General features: G+C 67.0%; 17 protein-coding genes and 1 tRNA gene. 13 read left to right on the top strand and 5 right to left on the bottom strand.

Going from position 1 to position 19,294, the window contains the following annotated elements:
* Window positions 1-159 precede the first annotated feature (159 nt).
* From BLS52_RS06910 to BLS52_RS06900, 3 genes are all read left to right on the top strand, one after another.
* Window positions 160-1,830 (top strand): HNH endonuclease signature motif containing protein, encoded by a 1,671-nt coding sequence (locus BLS52_RS06910; protein WP_139186231.1) that lies wholly within the window; start codon window positions 160-162, stop codon window positions 1,828-1,830.
* 190 nt (window positions 1,831-2,020) lie between these two features.
* The gene (locus tag BLS52_RS06905; RefSeq protein ID WP_090585398.1) at window positions 2,021-2,722 is read left to right on the top strand and encodes an alpha/beta hydrolase; all 702 of its coding nucleotides are present in this window, start codon (window positions 2,021-2,023) and stop codon (window positions 2,720-2,722) included.
* A 54-nt stretch (window positions 2,723-2,776) separates the two neighbouring features.
* Window positions 2,777-3,421 (top strand): class I SAM-dependent methyltransferase, encoded by a 645-nt coding sequence (locus BLS52_RS06900; RefSeq protein ID WP_035778933.1) that lies wholly within the window; start codon window positions 2,777-2,779, stop codon window positions 3,419-3,421.
* A gap of 16 nt (window positions 3,422-3,437) precedes the next feature.
* Here BLS52_RS06900 and BLS52_RS06895 read toward each other — a convergent pair whose 3' ends face one another.
* The gene (locus tag BLS52_RS06895; RefSeq protein ID WP_026545401.1) at window positions 3,438-3,659 is read right to left on the bottom strand and encodes an RNA-binding S4 domain-containing protein; all 222 of its coding nucleotides are present in this window, start codon (window positions 3,657-3,659) and stop codon (window positions 3,438-3,440) included.
* A 61-nt stretch (window positions 3,660-3,720) separates the two neighbouring features.
* Here BLS52_RS06895 and BLS52_RS06890 point away from each other — a divergent pair, with 61 nt between their 5' ends.
* Entirely contained in the window at window positions 3,721-4,689 is a 969-nt protein-coding gene (locus BLS52_RS06890; RefSeq protein ID WP_090585395.1) for a DMT family transporter, read from the top strand.
* Between the two features lie 76 nt (window positions 4,690-4,765).
* On the opposite strand, the gene BLS52_RS06885 is transcribed toward BLS52_RS06890, so the two are convergent.
* Window positions 4,766-6,391, bottom strand: a complete 1,626-nt coding sequence (locus BLS52_RS06885; protein ID WP_245702735.1) for a M28 family peptidase — start codon at window positions 6,389-6,391, stop codon at window positions 4,766-4,768.
* 219 nt (window positions 6,392-6,610) lie between these two features.
* Here BLS52_RS06885 and BLS52_RS18460 point away from each other — a divergent pair, with 219 nt between their 5' ends.
* Window positions 6,611-6,784, top strand: a complete 174-nt coding sequence (locus BLS52_RS18460) for a hypothetical protein (RefSeq protein WP_175460104.1) — start codon at window positions 6,611-6,613, stop codon at window positions 6,782-6,784.
* A gap of 81 nt (window positions 6,785-6,865) precedes the next feature.
* Here the strand turns inward: BLS52_RS18460 and BLS52_RS06880 are convergent, their stop codons facing one another.
* On the bottom strand, window positions 6,866-7,297 hold the full coding sequence (locus BLS52_RS06880) for a universal stress protein (RefSeq protein ID WP_090585393.1): 432 nt from the start codon (window positions 7,295-7,297) through the stop codon (window positions 6,866-6,868).
* Window positions 7,298-7,558: 261 nt separating this feature from the next.
* On the opposite strand from BLS52_RS06880, the gene BLS52_RS06875 reads away from it, so the two are divergent.
* Together BLS52_RS06875 and BLS52_RS06870 are read left to right on the top strand one after the other, a co-directional pair.
* Window positions 7,559-8,950, top strand: a complete 1,392-nt coding sequence (locus tag BLS52_RS06875) for a glycine--tRNA ligase (protein WP_090585391.1) — start codon at window positions 7,559-7,561, stop codon at window positions 8,948-8,950.
* On the top strand, window positions 8,951-9,868 hold the full coding sequence (locus tag BLS52_RS06870) for a GNAT family N-acetyltransferase (protein WP_090585389.1): 918 nt from the start codon (window positions 8,951-8,953) through the stop codon (window positions 9,866-9,868). It begins immediately after the preceding gene.
* Window positions 9,869-9,879: 11 nt separating this feature from the next.
* Here the strand turns inward: BLS52_RS06870 and BLS52_RS06865 are convergent, their stop codons facing one another.
* The gene (locus tag BLS52_RS06865; RefSeq protein WP_342707429.1) at window positions 9,880-10,704 is read right to left on the bottom strand and encodes a DUF1295 domain-containing protein; all 825 of its coding nucleotides are present in this window, start codon (window positions 10,702-10,704) and stop codon (window positions 9,880-9,882) included.
* Window positions 10,701-11,456 (bottom strand): alpha/beta fold hydrolase, encoded by a 756-nt coding sequence (locus BLS52_RS06860; protein ID WP_090585386.1) that lies wholly within the window; start codon window positions 11,454-11,456, stop codon window positions 10,701-10,703. Before BLS52_RS06860 ends, BLS52_RS06865 begins: the two co-directional genes overlap by 4 nt.
* A gap of 221 nt (window positions 11,457-11,677) precedes the next feature.
* On the opposite strand from BLS52_RS06860, the gene BLS52_RS06855 reads away from it, so the two are divergent.
* The 6 genes from BLS52_RS06855 to BLS52_RS06830 all read left to right on the top strand — a co-directional run bounded on the left by BLS52_RS06855 (window position 11,678) and on the right by BLS52_RS06830 (window position 19,294).
* A complete protein-coding gene (locus tag BLS52_RS06855; protein ID WP_084033724.1) occupies window positions 11,678-12,994 on the top strand; it encodes a YibE/F family protein in 1,317 nt (438 codons plus the stop codon).
* Window positions 12,995-13,038: 44 nt separating this feature from the next.
* The gene (dusB, locus tag BLS52_RS06850; RefSeq protein ID WP_090585384.1) at window positions 13,039-14,217 is read left to right on the top strand and encodes a tRNA dihydrouridine synthase DusB; all 1,179 of its coding nucleotides are present in this window, start codon (window positions 13,039-13,041) and stop codon (window positions 14,215-14,217) included.
* Between the two features lie 13 nt (window positions 14,218-14,230).
* Complete coding sequence (locus BLS52_RS06845) at window positions 14,231-15,526, top strand: deoxyguanosinetriphosphate triphosphohydrolase (RefSeq protein WP_026545410.1); 1,296 nt, start codon at window positions 14,231-14,233, stop codon at window positions 15,524-15,526.
* Between the two features lie 64 nt (window positions 15,527-15,590).
* On the top strand, window positions 15,591-17,594 hold the full coding sequence (gene dnaG / locus BLS52_RS06840) for a DNA primase (protein WP_090585382.1): 2,004 nt from the start codon (window positions 15,591-15,593) through the stop codon (window positions 17,592-17,594).
* A gap of 55 nt (window positions 17,595-17,649) precedes the next feature.
* A tRNA-Asn gene (locus BLS52_RS06835) sits at window positions 17,650-17,722 on the top strand.
* Window positions 17,723-17,815: 93 nt separating this feature from the next.
* The gene (locus BLS52_RS06830; protein WP_090585379.1) at window positions 17,816-19,294 is read left to right on the top strand and encodes an SDR family oxidoreductase; all 1,479 of its coding nucleotides are present in this window, start codon (window positions 17,816-17,818) and stop codon (window positions 19,292-19,294) included.

Genomic DNA, 19,294 nt, shown 5'->3' with positions numbered 1-19,294 from the left:
GACCCGGGTGATTGAGTGGTTTGTATGGAGAACGTGGTTTGGGGTGCCGGTCCTGGGAGGGGCGGCGGTGCTGGTCTTGAAACTGATCCCGGTGCTGCTGGTCGTGCTGGTGCTGCTGCTCGTGCTCCTGGTAGTGGTGGTGGTGGTGAGCGGTTGGGGGTGCCGTGGTCGGTTTCGGACGCCGAGCTGGAGCAGGCGTACGCTGAGGCCGACCGGCCGTGGCTGGAGATGCCGCTTGGACAGGCGTTGGGCCTGGACTGGGATGATGAGTTCGACGACGGCCGGGGCCCCGACGAACGTGACCGTGCTGCGATGGACTCAGCATCGGCCTACGAACTGGTGGCCCGGTTGCAGGACGTTCCGTCCCCGGAGTCCCGGCAGTCGCGAACCATTACTGACGCGCTGAACCTCCTGCGGGCCGTGGACCGGCTGTCCTCCTGGGCCGCCTCCCGGCAAGCGTTCCTTCTCGCCGAGGTCTTTGACCAGATTCGTTCACTTGGCGGAACCCGTCGGGGCGAGCCGGGAAACGGAGCCGTCGATCCGCAGCTGATTGTCACGCTGGCGGCGCAGGAGATCGCCCCGTTGTTGCGGGTGCCTGGCCGGACCGCCCAAAGGATGCTCGGTGACGCGGTGCGTCTGACGGAGGAGTTGCCGGGGACGTGGAAGGCGTTGGAGGAGGGCCGGGTCAGTCCGGTGCAGGCGCAGGTCCTGGTGGAGGAATCCGGTTCCCTCCCCGTCGAAGCCCTACCCAGGTTTGAAGAGGCCGTCCTGGAAACGGCCGGTGGGTTGACCCGCCCGAAACTGGCACGCCGGTGCCGGCGGGTCCGCGAAGAGCTCCACCCCGAGACCATCACCGCCCGGAGGGTGCGGGCGGTGCAGGAGCGTTGCGTGAGTGTTCAGCCGGAGCAGGACGGGATGGCATGGCTGGGTGCGTACCTGCCGGCGGAGCAGGCGCACGGGATTTTCAACCGGGTCGACGCCGCCGCCCGCTCCCTCCAAGGCCCGGAAGAGGCCCGGACGCTGTCCCAGTTACGGGCCGACGTCTTCGCCGATGTCCTGACCCACACCTGTCAAGGAGACCCGAAGAAAGGCACCGGGTTCCGCGGGATCGGTGCCAGCGTGTTCGTCACCGTCCCCGTCATGACCCTCCTGGGACATAAGCGAAGCGACTGGCAAAACCTCCCCACGGACACCACCGACACCACAGACACCACCGACACCACAGAACACGGCACCGGAGCCGGTCTGGACGGCCGGGCTGGGGCTGGCGTCTGCACCGTTAGCGTTGCCGGCCGCCCTGGAAACCGTCACGGCGGGAAAGCGGCGGACGTCAGAGGCGCTGCAGGAACCGGCGCCGATGGCGCCGCCGCAGACGCTGGCCCTGGGGTTCAGGACGTGTCCGGGTGTGCGAACGGGTTGCTGGACGGGTACGGTCCGATCGACCCGGACACCGCGCGCAGCCTTGCCGCGCATGCCCCGAGCTTCACCCGGATCCTGGTCCACCCGGAAACCGGGGCGGTGCTCAGCGTCGGCCGGGACCGGTACCGGCCACCCAAACACCTCCAGGACTGGGTCAGGATCACCCACCCCACCTGTATGCATCCGGGGTGTAACCGGTCGTCCTGGACCTGCGAAATCGACCACCTCACCCCCTGGGCCCACGGCGGACACACCGCCCTGGGAAACCTCGGACCCAAATGCAAACTCCACCACATGATGAAAACCGAAGGAATCTGGCCCGCCGGCACAGACCAACACGGCACCCCACACACCACCTCACTCGGCGGGAAAACCTACACCACCCTCCCCGAACCACCACCACCCTTCTAACAGGGTTGGTTGAGGCCGCGCTAGCAAGGCGCAGGCTGCTTCCCGTCGCGCTGCCTCCCGTCGCGCTGCCTTCCGTCGCGCTGCCTTCCGTCGCACCGCCCCGATCGCGCCGCCTCCCGGCTGCCTCCCGTCGCGCCCCCCATCACGCCGCCTCTGATTGCGGCTGCGCTGAACATGCCACTATGGAGCAATGACGAATTTCTCCGCACCTGTTGGCTCCTCCACGTCTGCCTCCGGGACTGCCCCCGTTGTTGTCTGGTCCAATACCGAAGAGAAGCGTTCGGGCACCCCGCTCCTGGTTCTGCTCCACGGGCACATGGCCAACGAGGAAGACCTGATGGGGATCCTCGACTTCCTGCCGGACGAGTTCACGGTCGCGTCGGTCCGCGCCCCGGTCGCACAGGGGCCGGGATTCACCTGGTTTCCGCTGATGCAGGACGCCGCCTATTCCATCGACAAAGTTACTTCCGCTGTTCAGGAGATCATCGACTGGGTGGACTCCATCAAGGACGGACACTCGAGCGTGACCCTGCTCGGCTTCTCCATGGGAATGGCAGTGGCAAGCTCCATGCTCCGTGCCCGACCGAACGACTATGCCGCCGTCGTCGGTCTTTCCGGCTTTGTGGTCCCCGCAGAAGGCAACGAGTTCTTCCGGGATGAAGAACTGGAGAAGAACCGGGTGCCGTTCTTCTGGGGCCGCGACCAGGAAGACCCCGTCATCTCCGCAGATCGCATCGAATTCACCCACGCCTGGCTGAACCGCCACACCAAGCTGACCAAAGTGCTCTACGCGGGGATGTACCACAGCATCAACGCCCAGGAACTCGGACACGTACGCGAATTCCTGCAGATCTGCGTACCAGGCGTCAGCCGGACCCCACTATCCCGCTGACCCGCCTTCCAGGCACAACGGGCCAGTGAGAACCGGCCAGAAAGCAAAGAGCCAGTGACAAAGGAAACCCTCTGGGAAGCGGAAAAGCGCGGCAACCCCAGCCGGTCTGCCGCCTACATCCGGCATTTCGAGCGGTTGGCGGCGCAGGGCGCAGACCTGCACGGCGAAGCACGCTTCATCGACGCACTGGCTCCCCGCAACGCGCGGATCCTGGACGCCGGGTGCGGGCAGGGCCGCGTTGGCGGTGAACTCGCCCGGCGTGGACATGCCGTCGTCGGGGTTGATGCTGACGCGGAGCTCGTGGACGCCGCCCGCGCAGCACACCCCGGCTCCGAGTGGCTCGTGGATGACCTGACCGTCCTGGACCTGCCGGCCCACGGCATCGCGGAGCCCTTCGACGTGATCGTGTGCACCGGCAATGTCCTGGCGTTCGTAGCTCCGGGCACGGCGCCGCAGGTACTTAACCGACTGTCCCGCCATCTGCGTCCCGACGGGCGCCTGGTCGTAGGATTCGGCGCGGAACGCCGCTACACCGCAGACGAGTTCTTCACCGATGCCGCCGCCGCAGGTTTCTCCGTGGCCGTACGGCTGGCGACGTGGGATCTGCGCGTCTGGACACCGTCGTCGGACTTTCTCGTGGCAGTGTGCGAGCTGGACCCGAGCGAGACACGGCCGCTGGGCAACCCGCAGGCGGAATAGCCCTCCGGGTCCAGGTTTACCCGGCGGTCACCGTCACGGTAACGCCGTTGACGGTCACCGTATCGCCGGGGTGGATTTGGCGTCCGCGGCGGTCCTCGATCTCACCGTTGACCTTGACCAGGCCGTTCTCGATCAGCTCCTTGGCTTCCACGCCATCCTCGGCAAGGTTCGCCAGCTTGACCAGCTGCCCCAGCCGGATCATCGAATCGCGGATCGCCACTTCAGTGTTGTTGCTCATAGTTACATCATGCCTGCCGGGAACGGGCTGATCGCACAGATCGGTGCCCTAGGGTTAACGGGTGCCCCACGCCCGCCACCTTCCTGCCGTAATCGGTCTCCCGCTGGCGGTGGTCTCCGGAGTGGCCATCCCGCTCCAGAGCAGGATCAACGGTGCGCTCGGCCAGACACTCGGAGACGGACTGGCGGCCGCGTTGATCAGCTTCGGCACCGGACTGGTGCTGATGATCCTGATTTCACTCCTCTTCCCACGGGGACGTGCCGGCCTGGCGCAACTGGTCCCTGCAGTCCGCGAGCGGCGCTTCCCACGCATCTACCTTGCTGCCGGAACCATCGGCGCACTGTTCGTCTTTTCCCAGGCGCTCACCATCTCGCTGCTCGGAGTGGCGCTGTTCACCGTTGCTGCGGTGATGGGCCAGACGCTCAGCGGACTTGCGGTGGACCGCGCAGGCATCGGGCCGGGAGGCAGGCGTGTAATCACTCCCATGCGTGTCATCGGCGTCCTGCTCACCGTGGCCGCTGTGGTCTGGGCAGTCTCACCGCGGCTCGAAGGAACAGGTACGACGGCGGCGCTCATCCTCCCGCTCCTGCTCCCCATCACTGCGGGCATTCTGGTGAGCTTCCAGCAGGCCATGAACGGGACAGCCGCAGTGCACTACGGCACCCCCATCACGGCGACGCTGATGCACTTCATTGCCGGATCTTCCGTGCTGCTCCTGGCCTGGCTCGTGAAGCTGCTGGTAGCCGGCCCGCCCGAACCACTGCCGGAACAATGGTGGTACTACCTGGGCGGACCGATGGGGTGCATTTACATCGGTATCGGCGCCCTCCTGGTGCGATCCCTCGGCGTGCTGCTCACCGGCCTCGGAATGATCGCAGGCCAGCTGCTGGGTTCACTCGCACTGGACCTTGTGATTCCCACGCCGGGTACCGTCGTCGTCTTCGCCACGGTGGCGGGGCCCATTCTGGCCCTGGGGGCAATCATTCTCACCACGCTGCCGTGGAACCGGGGCCTGCAGCGGCGCTCCTGACTCCATTGGGCTCCAGCAACAGCAGGACGGGACGGGACCGCAGTGGTGGTCCCGTCCCGCCTGTCATTCCGGACTGTTAGTGGTCTGCCAGTTCGGCGTCGTGGTCGTGCTCCGGATGGAGTCCGCCGCCGCTTTCCGTGCCGCCGCCGAGAGGATTGCCCTCATAGGGGCCACCCTGCTTGAAGTTGCCCTTCTCATTGCCGCCGACGCCGTTCACCGCTGAGGTATTCATCGCGTAGGTCAGCGTCAGGTGCGCGATCGCGTCGCTCATCTGGTCCAGCGACTCGACGCTGACGTTGCCGGTGTCGTCACAGGCCGCGTGGTAGCAGGAATCATAGGGCTGCCCCGCAACCCCGCCGAACAAATTGGCCTGCTCCTCGGTCTTGATTCCCTCGGCGCCCGTGAACAGACCGCCGGCCGGGATTCCCCGGGCAATGAACGGTCCGTAGTCGCTCCGCCCGCTGAAGGCTGTCTCGCCCGAGGGCAGGCCCTCCGCCGCGAAGTAGTTGTGGAAATCCTGCTCGATCTGGCCGGAACCAGCTGGGCCGGCAGCCGCGCCGGGGCCCACCGGGAAAGCGGAATTATCGCCGTCGTACACAAAGCGGCCGAAGTTCGCTGAACCGATCATGTCGAAGTTCAGGTAAAGGCCCACCCTGGCCAGTTCTCCCGACGCCGCAAGGTCATTGACGTAGTGGTGGGCGCCGAGGAGCCCATGCTCTTCCGCACCCCACCAGGCGAAGCGGACCTTGTTGACGGTCTCAACTTTCCGCATTGCCTCGGCGACGGCAAGGATGGCCGCACTGCCGGTTCCGTTGTCGTTGATGCCGGGGCCGGCGACGACGCTGTCGAGGTGGGCGCCCACCATCACCACATTGTCGGCGTTGCCGGTCGCGGTCTCCGCGAGCACGTTGAAGGTCTCACGGTTTTCGGAGATGGTGTCCGTGGTGACGTGCCCGGTGACGTTGTCGCCCATCAGGCCGGTGCCTACCTCGTAGCTTGCGCCCAGCATGGGAATCCCGATGCCCGGAGCGCTCAGCGTGCCCGCGATCGGTCCCGTGCTGCCCGGCAGCCCGGTGTTGAAAATGACAGCGGCAGTGGCCCCGGCTGCTTCAGCGTTGCTGGCCTTCTGCGCAAAGGAGCAGCTGCCGCGCTGCATCAGTGCTATCGATCCGGGAGTGAAACCGGCGAAATCCGCCGCCTCACAACCGCTGGTACCGGTGGAACCGACGGCGCCGGTGGTGTCGACCGTGATGATTGGCCCGGTCGCGTCCCCAGCCCCCGAATAGGTCATCGTTGCGAAGGATCCGGCCGGGTACACCTGCGGCTCGGGGCTGGTCTGCGCCAGAACCGAGGGACTCAACTCCTGGAAGAACGGAAACGTGAACGGCTGCACCACGGGTTTGTACCCGGCGGCCTGCAGTTTCCCGACGACGTAGTCCACTGAGTCGTTGTAACCCTGGGTGCCGGACACCCTCGTCCCGCCGTGTGCCAGCGCGATGGTGTCCAGCGCGTCGAGGTGGGCGGCCACGCGGTCAACCGAGACGGCGGTACGCAACTTTTCAGAGGTGTTGTTGCTGCTGTTGGAGTACGTCGGTCCGGCAGTTGCCGCCAGGCCGCCGGTGGCAACGAGTGCCAGTCCACCGAGAAATGCGAGTGATGCTCGCCCAAAATGGGCGCGCTGAGGTAGAGCGTGAGGGATCACCGTTGTTCCTTCTGTCGCAAAGGCGCGCCTGCGGTTGCAGGCACTGGAACCCCCTGTGACGCGGATCACGCCACAGGGGGTTTGCTCAATGTATGGACAGTTCTCCGGGCCCGTCAAGGGGCCGCTACCAGTCAGTAGCAAACGGTAGAAAACCCACGCGAAGGGGGGTAAGGTTCGGAGTCCCAAGTGGGCAGGCCGTTCCGGACTAAGGAGATTCTCATGGGACTGAGCAACGCCATCAGGGGTGCCGCGGGCCGCTTCACAGGCAGGTCAGGCGGAACCACGGGACGCACACCGCGGACCGGCGGAATGGGTACCGGACGCGGCGGAGTCAGCCGTGGCGGATCAGGCGGCGTGGGCGGAATCCTCCGCGGAATCCTCAGGCGGCGGTAGCGGAGCCACACCCTGCAGTGCATGAAGCCCGCGTCCTGCCTCCATGCCCGGAGCCAGGACGCGGGCTTCAGCAGGCTGGCTTCATGAGGCGGTCTTCACCACCAGCACGTCACACGGTGCGTTATGGACCACGCTCCAGGCAACGCTGCCCAGAACGCGCCCCAGCCCCTTGACGCCCACGTTGCCGACCACCAGGAGTTCCGCACCCGTCCGCTCGGCCTCCTCCATCAGGACATCCTGCGGCTTGCCCCGTCCGGCGGCGGGACGGACCGTCACCGTGGGGTGGTCCACCCGCAGCTTGGCCGCAACATCTTCGGCAAGCTCCAGCGCCCGCTCAGCATCGTCAAGGATCCAGGTCTCGCTTCCGATCTTGACGATTTCCGTGTTGCCCGTGATGTGCGCGCTCAGTACCACCAGCTCGGCTCCGAGCTGCCCGGCAAGAGTCGCGGCCCGTGACGCGGCCTTATACGCGGTGTCGCTTCCATCGACTCCAACAACCACATTCCCTGCCATGCTGTTCCTCTCGATCGTAGAACCGCGGGTCGGCTACGCTGCCGGACCCGCAAGGTTGACCTTAGCCCCAGATGTTCCATCCCTGCCGCCAAAGGCAGGAACTGCGCGTCCGGACGGGCTCGCCGCCGTCGCCGTTTCGGTAGGCTAGGGTGGTAGCTTCGCCCGTCCGGCCCCGCGCCAGCCCTCGTAGGCTCAGGCGCGCCCGGCGGCACATCGACGACCGCACCCAGCGGCCTGTCCAAACATGCAGAGGATGGCATTATCGTGGCCAAGCAGGTTTCCGCCCTGGACCCAATCATCTCCCTCGCCAAGCGGCGCGGCTTCGTCTTCCAGGCCGGTGAAATCTACGGCGGATCCCGGTCGGCCTGGGACTATGGGCCCCTCGGCGCCGAGCTGAAGGAAAACATCAAGCGCCAGTGGTGGCAGTCGATGGTCCGCGGGCGGGAGGACGTCGTCGGCCTTGATTCCTCGGTGATTCTGCCCCGTCAGGTCTGGGAAGCATCGGGCCACGTCGAGGTGTTCTCCGACCCGCTGGTGGAATGCCTGTCCTGCCACAAGCGCTACCGCGCGGACCACCTCGAGGAAGAGTACGAGGAAAAGAAGGGCCGCGCACCGGAAAACGGGCTGAAGGACATCGCCTGCGCCAACTGCGGAACCCGCGGGGAGTGGACCGAGCCGCAGGAGTTCTCCGGCCTCCTCAAGACCTTCCTCGGGCCGGTGGCCAACGAGGAGGGCCTGCACTACCTGCGCCCGGAAACGGCGCAGGGCATCTTCGTGAACTTCAACAACGTGCTCACCACCTCCCGCAAGAAGCCGCCGTTCGGCATCGGCCAGATCGGCAAGAGTTTCCGCAACGAGATCACGCCCGGAAACTTCATCTTCCGCACCCGCGAATTCGAGCAGATGGAGATGGAGTTCTTCGTTGAGCCCGGAACCGACGACGAATGGCATGAGTACTGGATCAAGGAGCGCTTCGACTGGTACACCGGCCTCGGCATCAACCCGGACAACCTGCGCCTCTTCGTCCACCCGCAGGAGAAGCTGAGCCACTACTCCAAGGGCACCACGGACATCGAATACCGCTTCGGCTTCTCCGGTTCGGAGTGGGGCGAACTGGAGGGCATCGCCAACCGCACCGACTTTGACCTCTCCACCCACTCGAAGCACTCGGGCACGGAACTGAGCTACTTCAACCAGGCCACCAATGAGCGGTACACCCCGTACGTCATTGAGCCTGCCGCGGGCCTGACCCGTTCCTTCATGGCGTTCCTCGTGGACTCCTACGCCGAAGATGAGGCCCCCAACGCAAAGGGCGGCGTGGACAAGCGCACCGTACTCAAGCTCGATCCGCGGCTCGCCCCGGTGAAGGCCGCGGTGCTTCCGCTCAGCCGCAACGAGGACCTCTCACCCAAGGCGAAGGACCTCGGCGCGCAGCTGCGCAGGAACTGGAACATCGACTTCGACGACGCCGGAGCCATTGGCCGCCGCTACCGCCGCCAGGACGAGATCGGCACACCCTTCTGCATCACCGTGGACTTCGACACCCTCGAGGACCAGGCAGTGACCATCCGGGAGCGGGACAGCATGGCACAGGAACGCGTCTCCCTCGACAAGGTCGAGGGCTACCTCGCACAGCGTCTGGTGGGCGCCTAAGTGGCGGTCCGGTACCGGCCCTGGCGTGAGGGTGACGACCTCGAACTCCTGCAGGTGTGGGGAGGCCCGGAAACCCCTCAGGCTGAACAGTCGCGCGGGCTCTTCCGGCCGTCCTCGGATTCACCGTGGCTCCGCTGCATCGTGGCGGAGGACGCAGTTGGCGGGGTCGCCGTGCCCGTCGCCGCGGGCTACGTCTTCGAACCGAAGCTGCACAACCAGCGGCTCTGGGCTTACGTGGAGGTCGCCGGCGACCACCGCCGCGCCGGGATCGGTGCCACGCTCCTCGGCATGCTGCGGCACGAAGCCGGCCAGTCGCCGTCGGGCGTGTCCACGCTGCGGGCAAAGGTAGTACCGGGCACCACCGGAGCCGCCTTCGCGGAGGCCGCCGGCTTCCGCGAGATCCAGCGCTCCCGGATTATCGAGGTGGCTCCCGGCGCGCTCGCTGTACCGAACTTCGCGGACGACGCCGGCCCGCAGCTTGATGAGGCTGCCACAGGTTCCGTTGAACTCACCACGGCGGTGACCGGGTGGTACAACGCGGTCCACGCCTGGGACCCCGCGGACATGACGCTCGGGCAGGCGCAGCAGTTCCTGCTCGGCGACACCGCCGGCGCGGGCGGGGCCGTGGTGCTGCGGGACAGGCCGAAGGCGGACGGCGGGACAATCGCCGCGTTTGCGCTGAGCTATACGCAGAGCCGCACGGACGCACCGGCCGACGTGCTGATCGGCTACGACACCGCACTGCGGGCCAGTGAACAGTCCGCCGCCGTGGCCTCCCTGCTGGCGATGCTCGTGTACCAGTACCCCGTGCAGGTCGAGGTGGATGACTCCATGGCCGCTTTGGTCGAGGTGCTGGAGCCCCTGATCGCCGCCGGGTCCGCCAGGGTGGTCGCCGAAACGCGGGTCGTCAGCGACTGACCCCGCAAAACTCAGGCGCCGCGGCCCGGTTTGGGGGGCAGCGGGAAGAAGCCGCTGGTATTCGCGACATACTCCCGGTATCCGGGCCGCGCCCCCATGCGCTCCTCGGTCAGCGGCTTGCCGGTCTTGTTGGCCAGCGCCCAGTACATCAGCGCCGGCGAGAGGATTGTCAGCACGCCCGGCCACGAATCCGCAGCCACGAGGAACAGCCCGGTCCACACCACCGCGTCCCCGAAATAATTGGGGTGCCGGGTGTACCGCCAGAGCCCGGTGTCCAGGACGGTTCCGCGGTTGGCCGGATTCCTCTTGAACGCGGTGAGTTGGGCGTCGCCGATCGTTTCGAACGCGAAGCCCACCAGCCATACCGCCGCGCCCAGCCACCCCAGCCAGCCCACCGCACCCTGCGCATACATGGCCACCTGGACGGGGAGTGATACGAAGAGCATCACGGCACCCTGGGGCAGGTAAACCCTCCGGATCGCGTACACGTTGCGGGAACCGGGCGCGTCGCCGAGCATGTCCTCGTAGCGGGGGTCCTCCTTGCCGTCGCGTGCACGCCAGCCGATGTGGACGGCCAGCCTGAGGCCCCAGGCGGCAGTGAGGGTGAGCATGAGCCAGCGGCGGCCGTCGTCGCCGTCGTTCGCTGACGCGAGGAAGGTCACCGCCGCAACCACCACGAAGCCGAGCCCCCAGGCCGTATCGATCACGGAGTGTCGCTTCTGCGCCACCGCCACGGCAAACACAACCGCCAGCAGTACGACGACGGCCACCACCGACAGTCCGAAGCCCGCTAGAAACGCGGGCAGCGGGAACGCGGGCAGCGGGAAGCCCGTCACAGCGTCCCTCCGAGCGGTGAAGGCTGCGCCAGCACATCGGCGGCGCGGCGCAGGTGCCGCGGATTCACCGGGGCGCCGGTGTCACGGGCGAAACTGTCGAGCAGGTAGGACGCACTGAGCTCATGCCAGAGGGGGAGCTTGCTGAGCATGAAGTGCCCCGCACCGGTCATGGTCACGTAGCGTACGTCGTCGGCGATGTGCTGGATCCGCTGCGCGTACCGCTGGGACTGTCTCGGGGAGGTCCAGCGGTCACGGTCACCGTGCACAATGAGCACCCGGCGACCCGCAACCTGCTGCACGGGGGTAGTGCTGTCCACCCATGGAGCGAGGGCGACGACGGCGCGCACCTGCGGATCGTCGGCAGTACACAGAGCAGTCAGCCCGCCCATCGAATGGCCCAACAGGTAGACGGGAACGTCCGGATGCCGGTCATGGATCCGCTCCAGCGCCCACCGCGCGTCATGCAGCGGCGACATCTCCTCGCCGTTCCAGCCGCGCACCCGGTTCCGCAGGTTCCAGGTCTCAAGGCCGGCAGGAGAACCCCACACGGAGAGCAGCCGCGCGAAGGGGATCATCCGCGCCGGGCTCAGATGGCGTGACCGCACGGGCTCAAAGCTGTTGGCGCGCCCGCCATGGAGTACCAGCGCAACCCCGCGCACAGCAGCCGACGCCGGCCGGATCATCACCTCCGGCGCATGCACCATCGCGCCGGCCGTCTTTTCGTCGGCCTCGCTGAACCGTTCCTTCGCCATGCATCCTCCGTCTCTCACCAGCACCCCGGCCCGCGACCCGCCGCTTCCCCGGAGCCGTCCGTCCCCCTGCGTAGAATCCTCAGGGGACTACGCAGGCGGAGGGAAGGTTTCCATCCTGCCACCGGTACAACAACACTGAAGGGCGAGTTGTGGGCCACAGCCATATCCATCCGTCGGACGGGGCCGCTTCTCCTCCCAGTTCGGAGCAGAAGGCCGCGCTGATGGGAACGCGCAGACGCGCAAATTTCCTCCTGTCCGCGATCCTCGTTCCGCTCGGCGTCATCACGCTTCTCGGAATGATCCTGCTGTGGCCCGGCAGCGACGCTTCCGGCATCCAGGTAGCAGACCCGCTCGCAACGGCACCGGGCACGTCCATGGACGTGGGAACGGTCCAGCGGGTGGTCCTGGAGGACTGCCCGTCCTCCCAGCCGACGGTGGACGCGGGCGGCGAGGCCCAGCAGTGCCTGGTGGCCCACACCCAGCCCGACGCCGGCGGCTCACTCGTGCCGGTTGAGCTCAATCCGGAGATTGCCCGCTCCGGGCAGGTGGAGGCGGGTGATTCAATCCGCTACCTCAACCTGGACGGGGTGATCAGCGGGGCCGGCGCGCCCTATATCTTCGTGGACTTCGTCCGCACCCTCCCGGTGGCGGCGCTCGCGGTGCTGTACGCCGTCGTCGTCGTATCCGTGGCCCGCTGGCGCGGGCTGCGGGCCATCATCGGGCTGGTCGGTGCGCTGATCGTGCTGGCGCAGTTCATGCTGCCCGGACTGGTGGAGGGAAAACCACCGCTGCTGGTGGGCCTCGTGGGCTCGGTGGTGATCATGTTCGGAGTGCTGTATTTCGCTCACGGCTTCTCCGCCCGGACCTCGACGGCTCTGCTGGGCACAATCTTCGGGCTGGCGATCACGGCGCTGCTCGCAGCGTGGGCAACCGACACGGCAAACCTCACCGGCGTCGGCAGCGACAGCTCCAGCGCACTGATCAACGCCGCACCGGAAGTCTCACTGTCCGGAATCATCCTCTGCGGGCTGATCATCTCCGGGCTCGGCGTGCTGAACGACGTGACCATCACGCAGTCATCGGCCGTGTGGGAACTGTACGAACTGGCGCCGGGGACCTCCACGCGCCGCCTGTTCGCGGGGGCCATGCGGATCGGCCGCGACCACATCGCCTCAACCGTCTACACCATTGCCTTCGCCTACGCCGGCGCTGCCCTGCCCCTGCTGATCCTGGTATCCCTGCAGGACAGTTCACTGGTGAGCACCCTGACCAGCGGCGAACTTGTCGAGGAGGTGGTGCGCACGCTGGTCGGGTCGATCGGGCTGGTGCTCGCCATCCCCGTCACCACGCTGATCGCCGTTCTAGTGGTCAAGGCCGTGGGCGCCAGGGCGGTGCACCACCCTCCTGCGGGCCACGCAGCGGATGAACCCACTCCCGCCGTGCTGGCAGCCGAGGAATCGGTCCACACGCACGCCGGCGGTGTTCCGGCCGATCCGCTGCCCAGCCGCAGGGAGCTGCGCGGACAGAGGGAGCGCTGAACCGCACCCGCCCCCGATTTGCCCCGTCTTGCGACAATGGACGGGTGAGCACTGCACCGACAACTACCGCCACGCGGCTTGACCTGCCGCCCCTGCGCCTGGGCGGCATCACCGTGAACACCCCGGTGGTTCTTGCTCCCATGGCCGGCATCACCAACACGGCATTCCGGCGGCTCTGCCGCGAGTACGGGGGCGGGCTGTACGTCTCCGAGATGGTGACGTCCCGCGCCCTGGTTGAGCGCAACCCGGAGTCCCTGCGCATCATCTCCCATGACGAGGATGAATTGGTGCGTTCCGTCCAGCTGTACGGTGTGGACCCCAGGACCGTCGGTGCCGCGGTCCGCATCCTCGTGGAGGAAGACCGCGCCGACCACATCGACCTCAACTTCGGCTGCCCCGTTCCGAAGGTCACACGGAAGGGCGGGGGAGCGGCGCTGCCGTGGAAGATCGACCTCTTCACCTCCATCGTGCAGACGGCGGTCCGGGAAGCCTCCCGCGGAAACATCCCGCTGACCATCAAGATGCGCAAGGGTATCGACGAAGATCACCTGACCTTCCGTGAGGCCGGAAAGATAGCGCGCGACGCCGGTGTGGCCGCCGTCGCGCTGCATGGACGCACCGCGTCCCAGTTCTACTCCGGCAAGGCCGACTGGAATGCGATCGCGGAGTTGCGTGAGTCCCTCCCGGACATCCCCGTGCTGGGCAACGGCGATATCTGGAGTGCGGAAGACGCCATCTCGATGGTGCGCGAGACCGGCGTCGACGGCGTCGTCATCGGCCGCGGGTGCCAGGGCCGGCCGTGGCTGTTCGGAGACCTGATGAACGCCTTCGAGGGCAGCGACGAACGGCACCGGCCGGGCCTCGGCCAGGTCGCCGACACCGTCTACCGGCATGCGGAACTGCTGGTCGACACGTTCGGCAACGAGATGATGGCGCTGCGCGACATCCGCAAGCACATGGCCTGGTACTTCAAGGGTTACGTGGTGGGCGGCGACCTGCGCGCCGCGCTCGCCACGGTTCCCACCCTTGAGGTGCTGCGCGGCCTGCTGGACCAACTGGACCGCACCTCGCCGTACCCGGGAGCCGACGCCGAGGGCCCACGCGGGCGGGCGGGCTCACCGAAACGCACCGCGCTGCCGGAACGGTGGCTCGAGGCACGCCAGCTCAACGCCGACCAGCAGGCGGACATCGCCGCAGCGGAAGTCGACGTATCCGGTGGATAGGACAGGGGAGTACATGCGGGATTCCGCCGCGGCCAACCAGTCGCCGGTCACGCCGGGCTACACGGACGCGGACATGCAGCGCTGGGTGGACGAGCCGCCCAAAAGCCTCCACCGCACCCACTTCGAGCGGGACCGCGCCCGAGTGCTTCACTCTTCGGCCCTGCGAAGGCTGGGGGCGAAGACCCAGGTTGTCGCACCGGACACTGATGACTTTGTCCGGACCCGGCTGACGCACAGCCTCGAAGTGGCTCAGGTGGGACGCGAACTCGGCCGGTCCCTTGGCTGCGATCCCGATATCGTCGACGCCGCCTGCCTGTCCCATGACCTCGGCCATCCGCCGTTCGGCCACAACGGGGAGGCCACGCTGAATGACCTGGCGCACTCCATCGGCGGGTTCGAGGGCAACGCCCAGACCCTCCGGCTCCTGACCCGGCTGGAGCCGAAGGTCATCCGTGCGGACGGCGAGCCCGCAGGGCTGAACCTGACCCGCGCCAGCCTCGACGCCGCCTGCAAGTACCCCTGGACCGCTTCGGACGCGCCGGTCATCCATGGGCACCGAACGTCCAAGTTCGGCGCCTACGAGGATGATCTCCCGGTCTTCACGTGGCTCCGGCAGGGGGCGCCCGCCGGCAGGTCCTGCCTTGAGGCCCAGGTGATGGACCTCGCCGATGACATCTCCTACTCGGTCCACGACGTCGAGGACGCCATTGTCGCCGGTCACTTCCAGCTCAAGTGGATGGACAATCCGGACCAGCGCGCACGGGTGGTCGGGTACACCCAGCAGTGGTACCTGCCACACTCGGATCCCGCCGCCGTCGACGCCGCCCTGGCGCGGCTTGAAGCGACGGACGTCTGGGTGCGCGAGGCTGACGGCAGCCGCAGGGCCATGGCAGCCCTGAAGAACATGACCAGCCAGCTCATCGGGCGTTTCTGCCTGAGCGCGCTGGAAACCACCCGGGGCATCTACGGCACCGACCCGCTCACCCGGTACGCGGCCGAAATGGTGGTTCCCGAGGACACCGTCACGGAGATCGCCGTCATGAAGGGCCTGGCCACCACCTACGTCATGACCAGCGTCCACCGCCAGCCCGTCTATGAGCGGCAACGCGAGGTCCTCACCTCGCTGGTGCAGCAGATGGCCGCGTCCGGGGACCGCTACCTCGAGCCCATGTTCGCCTCTGACTGGCGCGAAGCCGACGACGACGACGCCCGCCTCCGCGTGGTCATCGACCAGGTCGCATCCCTTACGGATGCTTCAGCGCTTGCCCTGCACGAGAGGGTTGTCGGGCCCGTTCCCGCGCTCTGGTAGGAATTGCCCACAGGCATTCAACCCACGGCGTGAGCCGGAACCCCGCACGCCTAGACTGGAGAGCATGGCCGGACTCATCAAGCGCGAAGACATCGATGAGGTTCGCCAGCGCACCGACATCAAGGAAGTCGTCGACGGCTACGTCACCCTCAAATCCGCAGGAGTGGGCTCCTGGAAGGGGCTGTGTCCGTTCCACGACGAGCGCTCGCCGTCGTTCCATGTGCGCCCCCAGATGGGGTCCTACCACTGCTTCGGCTGCGGTGAGGGCGGCGACGTCATCTCCTTTGTCCAGAAGATGGACCACACCTCCTTCGCGGAGACCGTGGAGAAGCTCGCGGCACGCATCGGGTTCGAGTTGCGCTACGAGGACGGCGGCACCGGACCGCGCCGGGAGGACACCGGCAGGCGGCAGCGGCTGCTGGATGCGCACAAGATCGCCGCTGAGTTCTACCGGGACCAGCTGCTGACCCAGGAAGCCGCCACGGCGCGCGCTTTCCTCCAGGAGCGCGGCTTTGACCGCGCGGCAGCCGAGCACTTCGGGGTAGGTTACGCGCCGCAGGGGTGGGACGGCCTGCTCAAACACCTGACCAGCCGCGGCTTCACCCTGGATGAGCTGAAACTGACCGGGATGTTCAGCACCTCGTCCACCAACGCCGGCCGGTTCTATGACCGTTTCCGCGGACGCCTCATGTGGCCCATCCGGGACATCACCGGAGACACGGTGGGATTCGGCGCGCGCAAGCTGTACGAGGATGACCAGGGTCCCAAATACCTCAACACCCCGGAAACCACGCTCTACAAGAAGTCACAGGTGCTGTACGGCATCGACCTCGCCAAGCGGGAGATCGCCAAGAGCCGGCAGCTCGTGGTGGTGGAGGGCTACACCGACGTCATGGCCTGCCATCTGGCCGGTGTGGGCACCGCCGTCGCGACCTGCGGTACCGCCTTCGGTGCGGATCACATCAAGATTGCGCGCCGGCTGCTGTCCGACGACGGCACCGGGGGAGAAGTCATTTTCACCTTCGACGGCGATGCGGCAGGGCAGAAGGCCGCACTGCGGGCCTTCGAGGAAGACCAGCGGTTCAACGCCCAGACCTACGTGGCGGTCGGCGTCGGCGGTGCAGACCCGTGCGAGCTCCGGCAGACCGCGGGAGACCAGGCCGTCCAGGATCTCATCAGCACACGGCGCCCGCTGTTCGAGTTCGCCATCAAGGCTTCCTTCGACCAGTTTGACCTCTCCACCGGAGAGGGCCAGATGAAAGCTCTTCGTCATGCGGCGCCGATTGTCGCAAACATCCGGGATGTGTCGCTCAGGTCCGTCTACACCCGGGAACTGTCCCGGTGGCTCGGCATGCAGTTTGTGGGCGAGGACCAGGTGGCGCAAGCCGTGGCGTCAGCGGCCAAGCGGGCAGCGCAGCCGGCGCAGGAAGCACGGGGCGGGCAGGGCGCCCCGGCGGACAACCGCCGTCGTCCCGGGGAATTCGGCAGACAGCAGGACGGCAGGCAGCAGGACGGCAGGCAACAGGACGGGCGGCAGCAGAACGGACGGCAACAGGACGGAACCGCTGTCGAGTCACCGCAGTTCAGCCGTCCCGACCCGCGTGATCCGGTGGCACGGATGGAGCGGGAGGCGCTCGAGGTGGTCCTGCAGTACCCGCAGCTGCTGGATCAGAGCCAGTGGGAACGGTTCGCCGATTCACGTTTCTCGGTGCCTGCGTATGCCGCCCTGCATGATGCCGTCCGGGCAGCCGGAGCGGGCGGCACTGACGGGCCGGGGGCGGCGTCGAACTGGGTGGAACGGGTGCGTCAGGAGGTCCCCGAGATGCTGCGGGGCTTCGTCAGCGAACTGGCGGTGACCCCGTTGCCCGCAAAGGACGCGGATGCGCTGGCAATGTATTGCCGCGACATCCTCAACGGGCTCTCCGAACTGCGTATCACCCGGCTCAAGGCCGAGAAGCTGGGCGCCCTTCAACGCCTGGACCCGTCGGCTGATCCGTCCCTGTTCCAGCAGCTGAACCGGGAGCTGATGCAGCTCGAAATGGAACGCCGCGCGCTGCGCTCCGACTAGCTGCCGATCAATTTCACTTCACCGCTTTTCCTATGTAAAGTTGATCTCGCTGCTTTCCCCCGTAGCTCAATTGGCAGAGCATTCGACTGTTAATCGAAGGGTTACTGGTTCAAGTCCAGTCGGGGGAGCAAATAGGCTCCTGACCTGCATCAACGCCGGTCAGGAGCCTTTCTTTTCATCGCTCCCATCGGGCGTCCAGCATGTGCCGCTACTGTTGCCCCATGCTGAAAGATGATCTTGTCCTCGTCACGGGTGCCACCGGTTACATCGGCGGCCGCCTTGTCTCCCGGCTCGTGGAGGACGGCCGCCGTGTGCGCGTGGTGGTGCGGTCTCCGCAGAAGCTGCGTGACGTTCCGTGGGCGGCACAGGTCGAGGTGATCGAGGGCGACCTCCAGGACGCCGACACCATGGACCGCGCCTGCGAGGGCGTCTCCACGCTCTACTACCTGGTCCATTCGATGGGATCAGGGCGCGGCTTCGAGGAGCGCGAGGCCGGGATTGTCGAGACGGTTGCCGGCGCCGCGGCCCGCGCCGGGGTGAAGCGCATCGTCTACCTCGGAGGCCTCCACCCGGAGGGAGTCAGGCTGTCCACCCACATGCGCTCCCGCGTGGCGGTCGGGGAGGCGCTGCTGGCCTCCGGAGTGCCCACCGTCGCGTTCCAGGCCGGCGTTGTGATCGGTTCCGGCTCCGCCTCGTTCGAGATGATCCGGCATCTGGCTGATGTCCTCCCCGTCATGCCGGCACCAAAGTGGGTGCTGAACCGCATCGAACCCATCGCCGTCCGGGACGTGATCTCCTACCTGCTCGGCGCCCTGAACCTCCCCGAGGGGCTCAACCGCACCTTCGACATCGGTTCGGGTGACGTCCTGACCTATGCGGACATGATGAAGCGCTACGCGGAAGCCGCAGGCCTGCCCCGGCGGACCGTCCTTGCCCTGCCGGTCCTCACCCCGCGCCTGGCCGGACACTGGGTAAACCTGGTGACTCCCATCCCGCGCGCCATGGCCATGCCGCTGATCGAATCCCTCCAGCACGACGCCGTCACCGCCGAATCGGATATCCATGACTACCTGCCACAGCCGGAGGGCGGCCTGACCGACTACCGCGCCGCCGTCGACCTCGCCCTCAACAAGATGAGTGCCGGTGAGGTCGAAACGAGCTGGGCCGGGGCTTCCCTGCGGGAAGCGGTCGCGGACCCGCTGCCCTCCGACCCGCAGTGGGCCGGACACACTGTCTACAAGGACGAGCGCATCTTCCGCTCAAGCGCACCGGCGCCCGAAGTCTGGAAAGTGATCGAGGGCATCGGCGGGGAGAACGGCTGGTATTCCTGGCCGGTGGCCTGGGCGGCCCGCGGGTGGCTGGACAAGCTGGCGGGCGGGGTGGGCCTGCGTCGCGGGCGCCGGCATTCCTCGGACCTGATGGCGGGCGAGGCGCTCGACTTCTGGCGCGTGGAAGAACTGGTGCGCGGTGAAAAGCTGCGGCTGCGGGCCGAAATGAAGCTTCCGGGGCGCGCGTGGCTGGAGCTGTCGGTAGTGCCCGACGGCGGCGCGAGCGAATACCGCCAGCGCGCGGTGTTCTTTCCCCGCGGACTCGCCGGCCGGCTCTACTGGCTGAGCGTCCTGCCCTTCCATGGCGTGGTCTTCTCCTCGATGGCGCGCAATATCACCCGTACGGCGGAAAGGGCCGTCACCAAGGGCTGA

The sequence above is a fragment of the Arthrobacter subterraneus genome (genome assembly GCF_900099735.1).
In the GTDB taxonomy this organism is placed as follows: Bacteria; Actinomycetota; Actinomycetes; order Actinomycetales; family Micrococcaceae; genus Arthrobacter_D; species Arthrobacter_D subterraneus.
Note: the sequence above shows the minus strand (reverse complement) of the source record. Positions and strands in the feature narration are given on the sequence as shown.

What these genes read in the sequence shown, in the direction of transcription:
- BLS52_RS06905 (WP_090585398.1), top strand. Translation starts at nt 2,021, where the DNA reads ATGACGAATTTCTCCGCACCTGTTGGCTCCTCCACGTCTGCCTCCGGG.
- BLS52_RS06895 (WP_026545401.1), bottom strand. Translation starts at nt 3,659, where the DNA reads ATGAGCAACAACACTGAAGTGGCGATCCGCGATTCGATGATCCGGCTG.
- BLS52_RS18460 (WP_175460104.1), top strand. Translation starts at nt 6,611, where the DNA reads ATGGGACTGAGCAACGCCATCAGGGGTGCCGCGGGCCGCTTCACAGGC.
- BLS52_RS06880 (WP_090585393.1), bottom strand. Translation starts at nt 7,297, where the DNA reads ATGGCAGGGAATGTGGTTGTTGGAGTCGATGGAAGCGACACCGCGTAT.
- BLS52_RS06860 (WP_090585386.1), bottom strand. Translation starts at nt 11,456, where the DNA reads ATGGCGAAGGAACGGTTCAGCGAGGCCGACGAAAAGACGGCCGGCGCG.
- BLS52_RS06855 (WP_084033724.1), top strand. Translation starts at nt 11,678, where the DNA reads ATGGGAACGCGCAGACGCGCAAATTTCCTCCTGTCCGCGATCCTCGTT.
- BLS52_RS06845 (WP_026545410.1), top strand. Translation starts at nt 14,231, where the DNA reads ATGCGGGATTCCGCCGCGGCCAACCAGTCGCCGGTCACGCCGGGCTAC.
- dnaG (WP_090585382.1), top strand. Translation starts at nt 15,591, where the DNA reads ATGGCCGGACTCATCAAGCGCGAAGACATCGATGAGGTTCGCCAGCGC.
- BLS52_RS06830 (WP_090585379.1), top strand. Translation starts at nt 17,816, where the DNA reads ATGCTGAAAGATGATCTTGTCCTCGTCACGGGTGCCACCGGTTACATC.